This is a genomic window from Oceanimonas sp. CAM02, assembly GCF_032842915.1.
GTDB lineage: Bacteria > Pseudomonadota > Gammaproteobacteria > Enterobacterales > Aeromonadaceae > Oceanimonas > Oceanimonas smirnovii.
Window position 1 is genome coordinate 112,788 of sequence record NZ_JAWJBK010000021.1, and the last position, 16,898, is coordinate 129,685.

Annotated in this window: 14 protein-coding genes and 1 pseudogene; 9 read left to right on the forward strand and 6 right to left on the reverse strand. The window is 57.9% G+C overall.

Going from position 1 to position 16,898, the window contains the following annotated elements; genetic code table 11:
- Positions 1-226 precede the first annotated feature (226 nt).
- The gene (locus R0I78_RS06475; RefSeq protein ID WP_317074734.1) at positions 227-712 is read right to left on the reverse strand and encodes a prolyl-tRNA synthetase associated domain-containing protein; all 486 of its coding nucleotides are present in this window, start codon (positions 710-712) and stop codon (positions 227-229) included.
- Positions 713-716: 4 nt separating this feature from the next.
- Positions 717-1,019 (reverse strand): putative quinol monooxygenase, encoded by a 303-nt coding sequence (locus R0I78_RS06480; protein ID WP_019934093.1) that lies wholly within the window; start codon positions 1,017-1,019, stop codon positions 717-719.
- 74 nt (positions 1,020-1,093) lie between these two features.
- Here R0I78_RS06480 and R0I78_RS06485 point away from each other — a divergent pair, with 74 nt between their 5' ends.
- Entirely contained in the window at positions 1,094-1,495 is a 402-nt protein-coding gene (locus R0I78_RS06485) for a VOC family protein (RefSeq protein WP_317074735.1), read from the forward strand.
- Positions 1,496-1,611: 116 nt separating this feature from the next.
- On the forward strand, positions 1,612-2,661 hold the full coding sequence (locus tag R0I78_RS06490; RefSeq protein ID WP_317074736.1) for a 3-deoxy-7-phosphoheptulonate synthase: 1,050 nt from the start codon (positions 1,612-1,614) through the stop codon (positions 2,659-2,661).
- Positions 2,662-2,753: 92 nt separating this feature from the next.
- On the opposite strand, the gene R0I78_RS06495 is transcribed toward R0I78_RS06490, so the two are convergent.
- Genes R0I78_RS06495 through R0I78_RS06505 form a run of 3 tightly spaced genes read right to left on the reverse strand, consistent with a single transcriptional unit; the run spans position 2,754 to position 5,317 of the window.
- A complete protein-coding gene (locus tag R0I78_RS06495; RefSeq protein ID WP_317074737.1) occupies positions 2,754-3,533 on the reverse strand; it encodes an ATP-binding cassette domain-containing protein in 780 nt (259 codons plus the stop codon).
- Positions 3,520-4,536, reverse strand: a complete 1,017-nt coding sequence (gene btuC, locus R0I78_RS06500; protein WP_317074738.1) for a vitamin B12 ABC transporter permease BtuC — start codon at positions 4,534-4,536, stop codon at positions 3,520-3,522. Before btuC ends, R0I78_RS06495 begins: the two co-directional genes overlap by 14 nt.
- 1 nt (position 4,537) lies before the next feature.
- Positions 4,538-5,317, reverse strand: coding sequence for a TSUP family transporter (locus R0I78_RS06505; protein ID WP_317074739.1), 780 nt, complete (start codon positions 5,315-5,317; stop codon positions 4,538-4,540).
- Positions 5,318-5,440: 123 nt separating this feature from the next.
- Between R0I78_RS06505 and msrA the strand changes: the two genes are divergently transcribed.
- Together msrA and msrB are read left to right on the forward strand one after the other, a co-directional pair.
- Positions 5,441-6,055 (forward strand): peptide-methionine (S)-S-oxide reductase MsrA, encoded by a 615-nt coding sequence (gene msrA / locus R0I78_RS06510; RefSeq protein ID WP_317074740.1) that lies wholly within the window; start codon positions 5,441-5,443, stop codon positions 6,053-6,055.
- A gap of 2 nt (positions 6,056-6,057) precedes the next feature.
- Positions 6,058-6,528, forward strand: a complete 471-nt coding sequence (msrB, locus tag R0I78_RS06515; RefSeq protein ID WP_317074741.1) for a peptide-methionine (R)-S-oxide reductase MsrB — start codon at positions 6,058-6,060, stop codon at positions 6,526-6,528.
- A 2-nt stretch (positions 6,529-6,530) separates the two neighbouring features.
- On the opposite strand, the gene R0I78_RS06520 is transcribed toward msrB, so the two are convergent.
- Positions 6,531-8,036 carry a RimK family protein gene (locus R0I78_RS06520; protein ID WP_317074742.1) on the reverse strand — a complete coding sequence of 502 codons (1,506 nt, stop codon included), beginning with the start codon at positions 8,034-8,036 and terminating at the stop codon, positions 6,531-6,533.
- Between the two features lie 138 nt (positions 8,037-8,174).
- Between R0I78_RS06520 and R0I78_RS06525 the strand changes: the two genes are divergently transcribed.
- The 5 genes and pseudogenes from R0I78_RS06525 (at position 8,175) to R0I78_RS06545 (ending at position 16,895) form a co-directional block, all read left to right on the forward strand.
- Entirely contained in the window at positions 8,175-9,281 is a 1,107-nt protein-coding gene (locus R0I78_RS06525) for a GNAT family N-acetyltransferase/peptidase C39 family protein (protein WP_317074743.1), read from the forward strand.
- 192 nt (positions 9,282-9,473) lie between these two features.
- Complete coding sequence (locus R0I78_RS06530) at positions 9,474-9,938, forward strand: hypothetical protein (protein WP_410506570.1); 465 nt, start codon at positions 9,474-9,476, stop codon at positions 9,936-9,938.
- Between the two features lie 311 nt (positions 9,939-10,249).
- Positions 10,250-11,936 (forward strand): annotated as a pseudogene (locus R0I78_RS06535) (PhoX family protein).
- Between the two features lie 288 nt (positions 11,937-12,224).
- Complete coding sequence (locus tag R0I78_RS06540; RefSeq protein WP_317074744.1) at positions 12,225-13,280, forward strand: NADP(H)-dependent aldo-keto reductase; 1,056 nt, start codon at positions 12,225-12,227, stop codon at positions 13,278-13,280.
- A gap of 126 nt (positions 13,281-13,406) precedes the next feature.
- Positions 13,407-16,895 carry an EAL domain-containing protein gene (locus R0I78_RS06545; RefSeq protein ID WP_317074745.1) on the forward strand — a complete coding sequence of 1,163 codons (3,489 nt, stop codon included), beginning with the start codon at positions 13,407-13,409 and terminating at the stop codon, positions 16,893-16,895.
- The last annotated feature ends 3 nt before the right edge of the window (positions 16,896-16,898 follow it).

A 16,898-nucleotide genomic window follows, 5' to 3' on the forward strand; every position in this document is an offset into this window, starting at 1 on the left:
CGCCATGGATGGCGGGAATGCCGAATATGCAGGAGCAACTTTTCGGCCATGGCATTTTATGGTCGGCTTCACAATCCCCACTGCTGCTTCGGGCAACGCCGGCGTTGACTGTTTCAAGCCACCTGTAGGCCCGGTTTTAACCGGGCAGCAGTGCCACATAATGCACGGTTTGCCCCAATAAATTGGGGCCTACAGGCAACACCGCCAATCCCTGTTCCCCAGTCTCTTACAAACAAGGCACCGGCAGCCAGAGCGGAGTGTGGCCGGTTTGTTCGGTAAAGTGCAATAAATCGCTGCGGCTCAGCAGCACGGTGGCGGTGTTGCGCAACGGATGGCAGTGAAAGTCGTCGCCGTCTCGCAAGTCTTCATCCAGCCACAGCTCCACCTGCTGCTGCGCATCATTCACCAGCGCCAGCACGGATACATGGCCAGGGGCCACGCCCAGATAACGGTCCAGCCGCTCGGCCGAGGCAAACCCCAGCCGCGACCAGCCCTGCTGGCGAGACAGCGCCTTGAGATCCACCTGCTTGTCAGGCGGGGTCAGCAAAAGCGCGTGTTTACGACCATAATTGTCCCGCAGAAACAGGTTTTTCAGCCGGGTGCCGGGCCGGTTCACCAGCAGGCGGTCGGCATCGTCACAGGTGTGCAGCGGCGGGTGTTCAATCAGCGGCGGGGTAATGTGCCAGTCCGCCAGCCGGGCCATGATACCCATGCACTTAACGCTCCGGGTTCACCGCCAGCACGTCGGCACGGATCACCGACTGCTCGGCAATCAGATCGGTCACTACGGCGCGGCTGGCCTTGTAGTGCGGGGTTTCCTTGTGGGCCGCCAGGGCCGCTTCGTCCTGATAGATTTCATAGAGCCAGAACAGCTCGGGATCGGCTCTGTCCTGCAGCACATCAAAGGTATGGCAGCCGGGCTCGTCGCGCACGGACGCAGCGGCGTTGGGCAGCATGGCGTCAAGAAAAGCCTGAGTGGTGCCCGGTTTCAGCTTGGTTTTGACAATAATTGAATACATTGTAAACTCCAATTGTTTAAGTAAATTCAACAAATAGTACACAAATATCAGTACGAGTTCCAAGGAGCCCAGCAATGGAAAGACCCGGTCGTTTTAACGGCATGCGCCATATCGCTTTTACCATGCCCAATCTGGAAGAGTGCGTCCAGTTCTACACCGAGATCATGGGCATGGAGATCCTGAACCGCGCCAGCGATAACCTGGTGTACCTCACCTGCGGCAACGACAATCTGTCTCTCGGCCGTTCCGACCTGCCCGCCAGCGGCGTGCAGAGCATGGATCACTTCGGCTTTATCGTCGACACCAAGGAAGAGCTGGAACAATGGTTCAAGTTCTTCAAGGCCAAGGGCGTGACCATGCTGGATCAGCCCCACGATCACAGAGACGGTGCCCGCAGCTTTCATATTACCGATCCTGCCGGCAATGTGATCCAGCCTATTTACCATCCGGCTATCTCAGGTCAGCGTTTCAGCTAAGCCCGGAAAACCCATTAATCGCATAAAATTTTAAAGCCGTGGTTTTCCCTGCCACGGCTTTTGGTTATGTTAAGGGCATTGTGCTGTTGCACGCGATTATTCAAGCAGGCCCTACCATGCCCACTCCTACCGACGAACTGCGCAGCCGCCCGCTGTCCACGCTGATCACTCCGCACCAGCTGAGCGAACGTTACCCGCTGACCGATGCCATGGCCAATACGGTCACTCGAGCCCGCGCCGAGATTGAAGCCATTCTTACCGGCCAAAGCCACAAGCTGCTGGTGATTGTCGGCCCCTGCTCCATTCACGACCCGGCGGCGGCGCTGGCTTACGCCGAGCGGCTGGCCGGGCTTAACGCCCGCTACGCCGACAAACTGTGCATTGTGATGCGTACTTATTTTGAAAAGCCACGCACCATAGTGGGCTGGAAAGGCCTGATTAACGACCCAAATCTTGACGGCAGCTTTGATGTGAACACCGGCCTGGCGCTGGCGCGCAAGCTGCTGTGCGACATTAACGCCCTGGGCCTGCCCACCGCCACCGAGTTTCTGGATATGGTGACCGGCCAGTATATTGCCGATCTGATCAGCTGGGGGGCCATAGGCGCGCGCACCACAGAGTCTCAGGTGCACCGTGAAATGGCCTCGGCGCTATCCTGCCCGGTGGGGTTCAAAAACGGCACAGACGGCAATATTCAGATTGCCCTGGATGCGGTGCGCGCTGCAGCTCATGGCCATATTTTCGGCTCTCCCGACAAGCACGGCCAAATGAGCATCTACCAGACTGACGGCAACCCCTACGGCCATGTGATTTTGCGGGGCGGCAAAACGCCCAACTATGATGCTCAGAGCATCAATGACGCCGCAAGCCAGCTCAGTGCTCTGGGTCTGCCCCCCAGGCTGGTGGTGGACTTAAGCCATGGCAACAGCCAAAAGCAGCATCAGCGCCAGATAGAGGTTGCAGAAAACATCGCCCGCCAGCTGGAAAACGGCAGCCGCCATATTGCCGGTGTCATGATTGAAAGCTTTATTGAAGCAGGCAAGCAGAACGCAGAGCCAGGCCAGCCGTTGGTATTCGGCCAAAGCATTACCGACGCCTGCCTCGGCTGGAACGACAGCGAGCAAGTGCTGGAGCGGCTGTATCAGGCGACCCCTGCGGAGAGCTGAAAGCGGGAAGCGAAAAGCTGGATGCTTGAAGTGCCCGTAGGTTGGGATGAGCAACGCGAATCCCAACGCAAAATGCACGGAAAGCGCGGTGGTTATCCAGTCCCTATTCCCGAGTCCCCAATCCCTGTCATTTCAGGTAAAAGCAACCGTTGCCCGTCCTGCTCCAGCAACCTAACTTTCACCTCAAACACTTCGGCTACCAGCGTTGGGGTGAGCACCTCGGGGCCACCGCTGGCGACCAGTTGGCCCTTGTGCAGGCACCAGATATCGTCGCCAAACTGGGCGGCCAGGTTGATATCGTGAATGGAAGCCACCACCGTCAGGCCCTGCTCCGCATAGTGGCGCAACAGCCGCAGGGTGGCCAGCTGGTGCTGCCAGTCCAGGCCCGCCAGCGGCTCATCCAGCAATAACAACTGCGCCTCCGGATTCAGCGCCGGCGACACCTGCAGCAGGGTTTTGGCGATCAGCAGGCGTTGCTGCTCACCGCCGGACAGCGCCAGCAAAGAACGACCATACAGAGTGTCCAGCTTGAGATAAGCACTCAGCCGCGCCATTTCTTCACAGGCGGCCTCGCTCACTTCGCCCTGCACCCCCAGCGCCAGCAGCTCATAACCTTTTAATCCTGCCGGCAGCACAGAGTGCTGCACCAGCATGGCCCGCCGCCGCGCCAGCTCCGCCAGATCCAGTGTGTCCAGCAGTTCGCCATTCAGCCGCACATGACCTTCAGCGGTAACAAGGCCGGCGGCGGCCAGCAACAGGCTGGACTTGCCGCTGCCATTGGGCCCCACCAGCAAGGTCAGGCGACCGGCCGCCAGCCGTCCGCTCACCGGCCCGACTCTGTGTTCAACGGTTAATTTATCAAGCGTCAGCATGGCGTTTTACCAGTAACCAGACAAAGACAGGTGCTCCCAGCGTGGAGGTCACGGCCCCGATGGGCAGCTCACCGGTGATCAGCGTCTGGCGCGCCAGCACATCCGCCAGCACCAGCAGGGCCGCGCCGGCCAGGGCCGAGGCCGGCAGCAAAAAGCGCTGGCGGCCACCGGCCAGCAAGCGCAGCAAATGCGGCACCACCAGCCCCACAAAGCCAATCACCCCCGCCATGGCCACACTGAAGGCGGTGAGCAGGCACACCGCCAGTACCAGTTTTGGCCGCAAAGCTTGAGCATTCAGCCCCAGCAAACGGGCCTGCTGTTCACCCAGCGCCAGCAGATCCAGCCGCCGGCCCTGACGCACCAGCCACAGCAGCGCCACAATAGCCGGGATCCACCAGCCCCAGGACAGCCGCTGACCATAACCCAGGCTGCCCATCATCCAGAACAGAAAGGTACGCATGGAAGCGTCGTCGGCCAGATACAGAAGCCAGGTGAGAATGGCATTGGCAAAAATGCCCACCGCCACACCAAACAGCAACAGGCCACTCTGGCCCAGCCGGCGGCGGGCCAGCAGCAACAGCAGCACAGTCACCACCAGAGCCCCGGCAAAGGCCGCCAGCGATACCCCCCAGTGGGGCAGCTGCCAGCCCAGCCAGCCCGCCAGCGACAGGGTTAACACTGCCGCCAGACTGGCACCGCTGGAAATGCCAATCAGGCCCGGCTCCGCCAGCGGGTTATGCAGCAACACCTGCAGCACCGCACCGCACAGCGCCAGACTGGCCCCTACCAGCACCGCCAGCAGGGTGCGCGGCAGGCGCAACTGCCAGAACACCTGCTGCTCCAGCGCCGACACCGGCCGCCACAGCACATCCAGCCCCACGCCCACGGCGCCGGACTGCAAACTGAGCAACACGGCTCCCAGCAGCACCAGCACCAGAGCCAGCAGCCAGCGCCGGTAGCGAAGCTGCTGGCGGCCCAGCAGTCCCTGCAGCGCTTTGCTCACCTCAGCCCACCCAGCTGAACAGCTGCGGATATTGCTGCCACAGCAGCCGCGCCGACATGATCAGTGATACCGTCACCAGCATGGGGCGAATAATGCGGGTGCCTTTGGTCACCACCATATTGGAGCCAAGACGGGCACCCAGAAACTGGCCGCCGGCCATGGCCAGACCGGCAATCCACACCACCTGGCCGCCCAGTATAAAAAACAGCAGCGAGGCAATATTGGAGGTGAAGTTCAGCACCTTGGTGTGCGCCGTGGCCTTGCCCATGCTGTAACCCGCCAGAGCGATAAAGCCCAGTGCAAAAAAGGAGCCGGTGCCCGGGCCGAAAAAGCCGTCATAAAAGCCCACACCTGTGCCCACTATCAGGGCAAAGGGAATAATGCTCAGGCGGCGGCTTCGGTCTTCATCGCCGACGCTGGGTGAAAACAGAAAATACAGGGCAAAGGCCGCCAGCAAAAACGGCAATATCTTTTCCAGTATGGAGGCATCTATGCGCTGCACCAGCAGGGTGCCCAGCATGCTGCCTACAAAGGTACAGCCAATGGCCCACTTCATATTGCCCCAGTCAATCAGGCCGCGGCGAAAATAGTAAAACGAGGCCGAAAAGGAGCCAAAGCAGCTCTGCAGCTTGTTGGTGGCCAGTGCCATGGTGGGCGGCATGCCGGTGGCCAGCAGCGCCGGCACGGTAATCAGGCCGCCGCCACCGGCAATAGCATCAATAAAGCCTGCCAGCAGCGCTGCCAGCGCCAGCAGCCCCAGGGTCAGTAAATCCAGTTCCATGATATGCAGGACTCAAAACAATAAAGGTGCCAAGATTAACAGGATGCGCGCTCACGCAACAGTGAGCCTTGCCCCGACCTTTGGCTATGGTAACGTAGACGACAGTTCAACAAGGAGAACCCCATGAGTAACGAGGTTCTGGGTCTGCTGCCCAGCGATTTTCCCGATATTGACGACAGCGCCTTTCGCAACACCGGCGAGCGCAGCATTACGCTGGCCGGCGGCTGTTTCTGGTGCACAGAGGCCGTTTACCGCCAGCTCGACGGCGTGATTGATGTGCTCTCCGGCTATGCCGGCGGTGAGGCGCAAGACGCCAACTATGACGCTGTCTGCACCGGCACCACCAAGCATGCCGAAGCCATTAAAATCAGTTATGACAGCGCCCTTATCGGTCCGGGCACCCTGCTGAAGGTCTTCTTTGGCATCGCCCACGACCCCACCCAGCTTAACCGCCAGGGCAACGACACCGGCACTCAGTATCGTTCGGCCATTTTCTGGCAGGACGAGCAGGAGCGGGATCTGGCAGAAGTCTATATTGCGCAGCTGGAGCAGGCGGGCGCTTTTAACCAGCCCATTGTTACCAGCCTGGAGCCATTGGATATTTTCTATCCGGCAGAAGACCATCATCAGGACTATGCCGCCCGCAACCCCAATCAGCCCTACATTGCCGCCGTGGCTCAGCCCAAGGTGGCCAAGGTGCATCATTACTACAAACACAGGTTGAAAAAGGACATCTGACCATGGCCCAGACTCCCAGCCCTTATGATCTTTCTCCGCCGAGCGAAACCCAGCTGCAGGCGCTGGCGGAGCAGCTCAGCCCTGAAGAGCGCCGCATTCTGCTGAGCCAGGGCACAGAGCCGCCCTTTTGCGGCGGCCTGCTCGATAATCATGAAGAAGGCAGCTATTTCTGCCGGCTGTGTGCCCTGCCGCTGTTTTCTTCCGCCTGCAAGTTCGAGTCGGGATCCGGCTGGCCCAGCTTTTATGCGCCCTACCATCCGGATCATATTCGCGAGCTGGCCGACATGAGCCACGGCATGCGCCGGGTAGAGATCCGCTGCGCCCGCTGCGACAGCCATCTGGGTCATGTGTTCCCCGACGGCCCGCCGCCCACCGGGCTGCGCTATTGCCTGAACTCCGCCTCACTGGACTTTAGTGCCAACGGCGAGCCCAAGCCGGATCCGCTCAGGCGGGGCGAAACCAGCTTTTTATAAGCCTAACGGCCGTCGCGCCGGCTTTTTCGGGCCGCGACGGCCTCTCTGTCTTTTTCAAACCGGCGCACAAAATCTTCTATTACCATGTCGTAGAGCCGGTCTTTCAGAAACACGTCTTCCACCCCATGGTCAATATTGGGGTTGTCGTTTACCTCTATTACCGCCACCCGGCCCTTGCCTTCCTTGATGTCCACGCCATAAAGACCATCGCCAATGGGCTTGACCGCCTTGAGGGCGGCGTTAATTACCATGGGCGGTGCCTCATGGGTGGGCAGAGTGACAAAGCCGCCGGAGTCGGCTTCCTTGCCGTCGTTATGACGGTAGATTTGCCAGTGCCCTTTCACCATAAAATACTTGCAGGCAAAAATGGGCTGATGGTTAAGCACGCCAATGCGCCAGTCAAACTCGGTAAAGAAATACTCCTGAGCCAGCACCAGCGCAGAAGCATTACGCAGCTTGGTCAGGGTTTCGGCCAGTTGCTCCCGATCCGCCACCCGGTACACGCCCCGTGAAAACGCCCCGTCGGGAATTTTCAGTACCAAAGGATACCCCAGCTCACTTTCAAGCCACTGGGCGGCGTCTTTCTGCTTCGGGTTTACCATCAGGGTTTTGGGCGTGGGCACCCCGTGCTTGGCAAAGCTTTCCGCCAGAAAAATCTTGTTGGCACAGCGCAATATGGAGGTAGGCGAGTCAATCACCACCAGACCTTCGTGCTCCGCCTTCTGGGCAAAGCGAAAGGTATGATGATCGATGGCGGTGGTCTCGCGAATAAAGAGGCCGTCATATTCCGCCAGCCGCTGATAGTCTTTGCGGGTGATCAGCTCCACATTCACACCGGCCCGCTCGCCGGCCCGCTCAAAGCGCTTGAGTGCGCCGGCATCGGAGGGCGGCAGGGCTTCATTGGGGTTCACCAGCACCGCCAGATCATAGCGATAGCGTTTGGCAGAGCGGGGCTTGCGCCAGATAATGCGGGAATACTTGTCGAGGGCATCGGCAAACTGATCTTCTTCCTGCCCGCTCAGCTCTGCCGGTGACAGGGTCGCCAGACCGCTCAGCTCCCAGCGGCTGCGACGCTTGAAGGTCAGCTCCAAAATAGGACAGGGCAGCCGCTCAAACAGCTCCCGGCACAGGCCTTCCAGCCCGGGCACGGCGCTTTGACCAAAACAGCTTTTTACCTTTATTTTTGTGCCGGTGCCGGGCTCACCATAATGCGCATCCAGCGCTTCCGACACACCGTTAAAGCCAAAGGCAAACAGCCCCTTGTTACGCAGGTTATTCAGGGTAGACACAGAAGGGATCACATGCTGCCCCCGGGCTTCCGCCAGCAGCGAGCAGTAATACCCGTTGGACAGATACTTGCCGGTGCGGCACAGATTAATTACCCGGGTTCGCGGCGCATTTTTTACCGGCGGCTGTTTCAGGTAGGTCTGAAAATCCACCAGGTTTTCACTGGGAAAATAAGGTGCCCAGGCGCTCAGTTCGTCTACCACCAGAACCAGTTGTGTCATTGAAAATTCCCTTGCTCTACAAACCGTTGTTATGCGTCCTACTCTAAGTTCAATCGGCCGTGAATGCAGTGAAATTTTCTCGCCGCGAGCCAAAAATTATCGTATGTTGAAGCACGCCTCTCCTGCTCCGAGTGCCTTATGTCTGCGCCTGTTATTCGCCCTGCCCTGCGTTCCGATCTCACCGCTCTGCTGGCTCTTGAATCCCGTTGTTTTGAGCAGGACAAAGTGAGCCGGCGCAGCTTTTTACGCTTTATCGACCACCCGCAAGATGTGCTGCTGGTCGCCGAGCAAGACACTGCCCTGCTGGGCTATGTACTGGTGCTGTTTCGCCGCAACACTCAGCTGGCGCGCATCTACTCCATTGCCGTCTCTCCCGATGCCAGAGGCATGGGGCTGGGCCGTGCCCTGCTTGACGCTGCCGAAGTTGCTGCCCGTGAACACAGGGCCGTCTTTATGCGGCTGGAAGTGCGTACCGACAACACAGCAGCGCAGAACCTCTATCAGCAGCTGGGCTACCGGCAGTTCGGCATTTATCACGACTATTACGAAGATCATGAAAGCGCTCTGCGTTACCAGAAGCGCATTCACCATTACCACCCGCTGACGGGCAGCCGCACCGTGCCCTATTACCGCCAGACCACGGAATTCACCTGCGGGCCCGCCTCCCTGATGATGGCACTGAGCAGTCTGGATCCGAGCCATAAGGCAGAGCCGGATCTGGAGTTACAACTGTGGCGCGAGGCCACCACCATTTTCATGACTCAGGGTCACGGCGGCTGCGGCCCTCACGGTCTGGCGCTGGCGGCCCACAAACGTGGCTTTGCGGTGGAGCTGATGCTGAACCAGGACGGCCCCCTGTTCGTCAACAGTGTGCGCAGCCTCGAGAAAAAACAGGTGCTGGAGCGGGTGCACCGGCAGTTTCTGGCCAATCTGGCCGAAGCAGGCATTGCGCCCCGCTATGAGCACTTTACTATTGAGCAGCTGGAGCAGGGCCTGAGTGAGGGCCGGCTGCCGCTGGTGCTGATCAGCACCTATCATCTGGACGGGCGCAAGGCACCGCACTGGGTGCTGGTGTGCGACATGGACAAAGAGTTTGTTTATATTCACGACCCGGATATTGACGAATCCGCCGGTGAAAGTCCGGTAGACAAACAATATCTGCCCATTGCCCGCACCCGCTTTGACAGGCTGGCCCGCTACGGTCAGAACGCCCTGCGCGCCCTGGTGTGGGTAGCCAACCGGTAAGCATGGGTCAGGACCTGTCGGTCAGCTTTGGTCGCCACCTCAGCAGAAAAATACAAAAATAGCTAATAAATACAAATACTTAAACAGAAATAAAACTCAAACGATACCAGCCCCGGTCTTGCCGGCACACCTTCCCTTCCTACAAAAAGCCGCTATCTTGCTTATCAGTTTTAACTGCTGAGTGAGACAGCCATGCTTAAAAAGACCTGTGCAATCATGATGTTGCCGATGCTGATTGGCATCAATACGGCCACGGCCGGCGAGTCGCTCAATACCATTATTGGTGGTGGTGCCGGCGGTGTAGCTGGTGCCCTGCTGGGCAAACAGATGGGTGGTGACACCGGTGCCCTGGTGGGTGCTGCATTGGGTGGGGCTGCCGGCGGTGCCGCCACTGCCAACCGGGGCAACAAGAACGAAGCCGCCCTGGGCGGTGCCGTGGGTGCCCTTGGTGGTGCCGCTCTTGGTAAAAATGTCGGTGGTGACAGCGGCCAGCTGATCGGTGCCGGTGTAGGCGGTGCGGCAGGCTCGGCTCTGGGTGCCCGCTCCGGTGACGGCCACCGCGAGGTGCATCATCACTATCATGGCAAGCGCAAGCACTACTATAAGCATAAGCGCAAGCACCGCCGTGACTGGGATGACGATGACTGGGACGATTAAGCACACGCAAAGGGCTGCCATTCGGCAGCCCTTTTTGCATTACACGTCACCACACTGTCATATTATTGTTATCACACTGTCACCACGGCTCGTCAGCATACTCGGTAATATTATTAACCTGCTGTGAGCAAAGGAAAAATACAATGTCGAGTCACTCCCGTGAGCAAACACCCGAATTTACTCAACTGGTAGAAAAAAGCCTGAGCCGCCGTCGCTTTCTGGGCGGTGCCGCGGCGTTGAGTGCCGCCGCCTTCTTTACCGTCTCGCCCTTGTCCCGGGCGGTCGCCGCCGCTACTCAAAGCAGCCCCCTGATGGGCTTTGAGCCGGTTGCCGCCAGCACCGAAGACGCCTTTATTGTGCCCAAAGGCTATAAGGCAGAACGACTGATCTCCTGGGGTGACACCCTGTTTGGCTCTGTGCCCGAGTTCAGCGATAGCGATAATAACGCTCAGGCCCAGACCGGTCAGTTTGGTGACAACAACGACGGCATGAGCTTCTTTGCCATCGACGATAACAACGCCATTCTGGCGGTAAATAACGAATACTGTAATTACGAAATCATGTTCCCCCATCAGGGCGACAACATGAGCGCCGAAGATGTTAAGTATGCTCAGGCGGCCCATGGCGTGTCTGTGCTGACCCTGAAAAAAGAAGACGGCCGCTGGCAGCTGGTAAAAGACGGCAAATACAACCGCCGTATCGATGCCAACACGCCCATGGCCATCAGTGGCCCTGCCAGCGGCCACGCGCTGCTGAAAACCGCCGCCGATGCCAAGGGCAAGCAGGCTCTGGGCACCTTTAACAACTGTGCCAACGGCATGACCCCCTGGGGCACCTACCTCACCTGTGAAGAAAACTTTCACGGCTATTTCGGCCATACCGGCAACGGCGAGATTCCGGCCGCCATGGCCCGCTACGGCATCAGTGCCGAGGGTGGCCGCTGGCAGTGGCATCAGCACGATGCCCGCTTTGATCTGGCCGAAAATCCCAATGAGCCCAACCGCTTTGGCTGGATAGTGGAAATTGATCCGCACAATCCCGAATCCATGCCGGTGAAGCGCACCGCTCTGGGCCGTTTCAAGCACGAAAACGCCGAGCTGGTGGTGGCCGACAGCGGCCACCTGGTGGTGTATATGGGCGATGATGAGCGCGGCGAGCACCTGTACCGTTTTGTCAGCAAAGGCAAATATAACCCTGACGATATGGCGGCCAACCGCAATCTGCTGGATGAAGGCACCCTGTATGTGGCCAAATTTCATGAAGGTGAAGGCGGTGAGCTCAAGGGCAAAGGCGAGTGGCTTGAGCTGAGCTTTGGCAAAAACGGTCTGACGCCGGAAAACGGCTTTGCCAGCCAGGCCGAGGTGCTGATCCATGCCCGCCTGGCTGCCACTCAGGTGGGTGGCTGCTCACCCCAGCGAGCCGGTGGTGTTCTGTACTCTGACCAACAACAAGAACCGCGGTATCAAAGACAATCAGCCGGTTGACGGCCCCAACCCCCGTGCCGAAAACCACTATGGCCAGATAGTGCGCTGGCGTCCGGAAAACGGCCAGCACACCGCTGCCGGCTTTGACTGGGATCTGTTTGTGCTGGCGGGCAATCCCACAGTACACCAGGGCAACCTCTATGCCGGCTCGGCCAATATTACCGCCGACAATATGTTCAACAGCCCAGACGGCATCGGCTTTGATAAAGGCGGCCGGCTGTGGATCCAGACAGACGGCAACTACTCCAACAGCGGTGATTTTGCCGGTCAGGGCAATAACCAGATGCTGTGCGCCGACCCCGACACCGGCGAAATCCGGCGCTTTCTTACCGGCCCGGTGGCCTGCGAGATCACCGGCCTGGCCTTTACTCCGGATCAGCGCACCCTGTTTGTGGGCGTACAGCACCCGGGTGAAAAGCTGGCCAAATCGCACTTCCCCTTTGGCGGTAACCGCACTCCCCGCTCCAGCGTGATGGTCATCACCCGCGAAGACGGCGGTGTTATTGGGGCTTAAGAGCAAGGGAATAGGGACTGGGAAGCAGGAAGCATCAGTGCGGTTGCACTCCGCCGACACGCTTCAAGCACATCCATGTGACGCTCGGCAAATGTCATCCATGACATTTGACGGTCGGCTCCGGCAATCCCCACTGCTGCTTCGAGCAACACTGGTACCGTCTGAAAGCAGGTAGTTTGCAGGCCCGGGTTTATCCCGGGCAATTCGCTCCCCGAAGGGGGGCCGTGATCTTCCGCACATTTTGCTGGTATCCTGTTGCCAAAACAGAAGCAAACTGTGGGGAGCGCAATGCAGTACAGAAAACTGGGTAACACCGATATTGATGTCAGCCTGATTGGCCTGGGCACCATGACCTGGGGCGAACAGAACAATGAGCCCGAGGCGCATGCTCAGCTCGACATGGCACTGGATCATGGCGTCAATCTTATCGACACCGCCGAGCTCTATCCCATTCCGCCCCGTGAACACACCCAGGGCGCCACCGAAACCATGATAGGAAACTGGCTGGCCGCCCGGGGCAACCGCGACAAGGTGGTGCTGGCCACCAAGGTGGTGGGCCGGGCCCACGATCCCAAGCGCCCATCCTACTTTCGTGACGGCAAGCCCATGCTTGACCGGGCCAATATTGTCAGTGCCCTAGACGACAGCCTGCGCCGGCTGCAAACCGATTATATCGACTTCTATCAGCTGCACTGGCCCGACCGTCAGACCAATATGTTTGGTCAGCTCGGCTTTGAGCAGCTGAGTGAAAGTGATGCCGATACCGTGCCCATTGCCGAGACTCTGGCGGTGCTGGATGAGCTGGTAAAAGCGGGCAAAATCCGCCATATCGGCCTCTCTAACGAAACGCCCTGGGGCGTGCATCGGTTTCTGCTGGAAGCCGAGCGCCACGGTTATCCGCGCATTCAGGGCATTCAGAATCCCTACAACCTGCTTAACCGCACCTATGAAGTGGGCCTGTCGGAGTTTTCCCTGCGTGAGCAGGTAGGACTGCTGGCTTACTCGCCGCTGGCCTTTGGCATGCTCACCGGAAAATATGAACACGGTGCTCAGCCCGAAGGAGCCCGGCTGACCCGTTACAGCCGCTTTCAGCGCTACAACGGTGCCAGCTCACGGGCCGCCACCAGTGCCTATGTGGCCCTGGCCAAAGAACATGGCCTTACCCCCACACAGCTGGCTCAGGCTTTTGTGAATACCCGGCCCTTTGTTACCAGCAATCTGATTGGTGCCACCAGCCTGGAGCAGCTCAAGGAAAATATCGACAGCGTTCACGTCGAGCTTACCGATGAGTTGCGACAGGGCATTGCCGATATTCATCAGCAATACCCCAATCCGGCCCCCTGAGCCATCAGACCGGCAGGTAACCTGAGGCCACCTGCCGGCATAAAATTATTACGCCCGCCCTGCGCCTCTTTTGCTGCCGCTTGCTAATCTTTAGAAACATTCATAAATCAATCACCAGCAGCGACCATGTCACGACTCAGCACCTTTGCACTGCATTCCCTTTCATGGCTTGTACTGGCCGCAGGGCTGGCTTTTACCTCTGTCGTGGCCCTTAACCTGAAACAGCATCAGGATGAAAATACCAGACAGGCATTTTCCGCACTGGCCGGTCACATTACCCTGGAGCTGCAAAAACGCATAGAAAGCGTTGCTGTCGTAACCCGCAGCAGCGCGGCTCTGTTTCACGCCTCAACCAGGGTAACACCTGCAGACTGGCAGCAATTTACCAGCCGGTTACAATCTGGCAAGTCACTTGATGGCATCAATACACTGGGGTTTGCACGCTTTATTCAGGATAAAGATCCTGATATTACCAACGTCTCCATCACACCCGCTGGCAGGCGAAATCACTATGGCTATGTGCTCTATCAAAGTCAGCTGGATAACCTGCAGCAGTTCAGGGCAGGCCAGGATCTGCTGACTAAGGTGCCGCTGCGGCTGGCCATGGAGCGGGCAGCAGATACGGGAAAAACCATTCTTTCCAGCCCGTTTGGCAACAATGCCGCCATTATGCTGACCGATGCGGTTTTTAATAAAGCATCCTCTCCCGCTGCAGGTTTGTATGGCTGGGCTTTTGCGACCATTAATATCAGTAGTTTGATCAGCAACATCATGGATTCCCTGACCGCTGAAGACACCCGATGGTTAAGGCTGCAGCTGTATGATGGCAACTCGGCATCCCCTGCATCGCTGATTTATCAGCAAGGTGAAGTATCAGCACCTGAGGCTTTGTTACAGCAACAGCGCGTTATCGACCTGCACGGACATCAGTGGCTGTTGATACTGGAGCAGCAAGGGCCAGTGGCTGCCGGCAACTATCTTGCAGCCATCATCACACTGGCTGCCGGCCTGACATTAACCCTGCTACTGGTCCTGTTGCTGCGCTCTTCGCTCAACAGCCGCTTGCAGGCCACCGAGCTGGCAGAGCAGCTGTCAAAGGATATTCGGCATCGCGAAGTCAGGTTCAGCAAACTGGAAAACCGCCTTAACACCATTGCCAGCCGTGTTCCCGGCATGATCTTTGAGTTCAGCCTGCACAACGGCCATACCCGTTTTCCCTATGCCAGCGATGGTATTCGCGAGCTCTTCGGGGTGCACCCTGAACAAGCAGAAAAGAATGCCGGCCCTGTCTTTGATGCCATTCACCCTGATGATGTTGAAAAAATGGCCAGCAGCATGCATGCGTCTGCCAGCACACTCACTCCCTGGCGTCACGAATTCAGAATTAAAAACAAGGACGGACGCATCCGCTGGTTACAGGGTGACGCCCTGCCCCAGCGTGAAGCAAACGGTGGCACCAGTTGGTGTGGCGTGATCACCGATATCAGTTATCGCAAAGAAGCAGAGCTGGCACTTAAGGCTGCTAACAATCAAAGCCGCCACTTTCGTGAGGCGCTGGAGCATGTCTCTTCATTTATCTATATGAAAGACAGCCGCTTTCGCTATATTTATGCCAACCGAGCGGCGCTGGAGCAGTTTGGCTGCAACAATAACACGCTGCTTGGCGGTCAGGATGATCAGTTCTTTTCGGCTGAGATGGCACAGCTGCTGCGTGAGTCCGACAACCGGGTGCTGGCCGGTGAGTCGATCTCGGAAGAAGTAGAAGTCACCGGTAAAGATGGCCGGCACATTGTGTATATGGACGTCAAAACGCCCATCTATGACGATATAAACCAAAAAGAGATCATTGGCCTTATTGGCATTCGCACCGATATCACCCTGCTGAAAAACAGCGAGCAACAGCTGCGACAGCTGGCCCACTTTGATCCGCTCACCAAACTGCACAACCGCGTATTGCTGTCGGACCGGCTGAGTCAGGCCATGAGCCAGGCACGCCGGCATCAGCAATGCCTGGCCATTGCCTACCTGGATCTCGATGGTTTCAAGGCCATTAATGATACCCATGGCCACGATGCCGGCGACCATCTGCTGATGACAGTGGCGGCGCGTATGAAAGAGGTAATTCGGGAAGGCGACACGCTGGCCCGGGTTGGAGGTGATGAGTTTGTGGCCATTCTGCTCGATCTCAAGGACTCTCACCACTGCAAGCCCCAGCTTAACCGCCTGCTGCAGGCGGCAGCCACACCCGTCAACATGAACGGGCTGGAGCTGAACGTCACCGCCAGTCTGGGGGTCACTTTTTATCCACAACCTGAGGAGCTGGAACCAGAGCAACTGTTACGTCAGGCTGACCAGGCCATGTATCAGGCCAAGCTGTCGGGTAAAAACCGCTATTATCTCTTTGATACCGAACAAGACAGAGACATGCGCACCCATCACGAAAACCTGGATCATGTGCGCCATGCACTTCACCATGGCGAGTTTGTGCTCTATTACCAGCCCAAGGTCAACATGCGCAATGGTACCGTAGTGGGCGTTGAAGCCCTGATTCGCTGGCAGCATCCTGCCAGAGGGCTCTTGTCTCCGGCACACTTTTTGCCAGCCATTGAAGAACATCCGCTGGCCATTGAACTGGGCAACTGGGTCATTGATGCCGCGTTGCAGCAAATCAGGGAATGGATTAATCAGGGGCTGACTCTGCCTGTCAGTGTTAATATCAGCGCCCGTCAGCTGCGACAAAGCCACTTTGTAGATCAACTGCAAAATCTGCTGGGACACTATCCCGATATAAATCCGGCCTTGCTGGAGCTGGAGATACTGGAAACCAGTGCCCTGGGCGATCTGGCACAGATATCGGAACGGCTGCATCAGTGCCGCCGGCTTGGCATTGGTATATCACTGGATGACTTTGGGACCGGTTACTCTTCACTGACCTACCTCAAACAGCTGCCGGCGGGCATGGTCAAAATAGATCAGAGTTTTGTACGTGATATTCTTGAAGATCCGGAAGACCTGACCATTCTCGATGGTGTTATCAGTCTGGCCCGGGCCTTTAATCGCGACGTGATTGCCGAGGGCGTGGAAACCATACAACATGGCGACATGTTATTGCGCATTGGCTGTGATCTGGCACAGGGCTATGGTATTGCCCGTCCCATGCCTGCCGCCGGACTTGCCGCCTGGGTAAACAGCTGGCAGCCGCCTTCACACTGGGCTAACCTTCCCGGAACCGACAGAAACCGGCTGCCTCTGCTCTACGCCAGCATTGAACACACCGCATGGATTGAAAATATTCGTATCGCATTACACCAGCCAGGTACTCCATGGCCAACGCTGTCAGCAGAGCAATGTCGTTTTGCAGCCTGGTACCGGCAATGCTCAGCGGCAGAGCAGCAGCCGCTGAGTTACCTTGAGGAGCTGCACCAACAAGTGCACGAACTGGCCGGCCGGCTGCATGCAACTCATCAGGCCGGTCATACGCAGCAGGCATCAGAGCAGCTTCAGCAACTGTGTCAGTTGTGCCAGCAGCTGAACACTGAGCTGGAGCGGGCATTAACACCTGCAAGCCACACCCGGCACCCGGCCGGCACACGCCCCAGATTAAGAACCGTCTGAGCT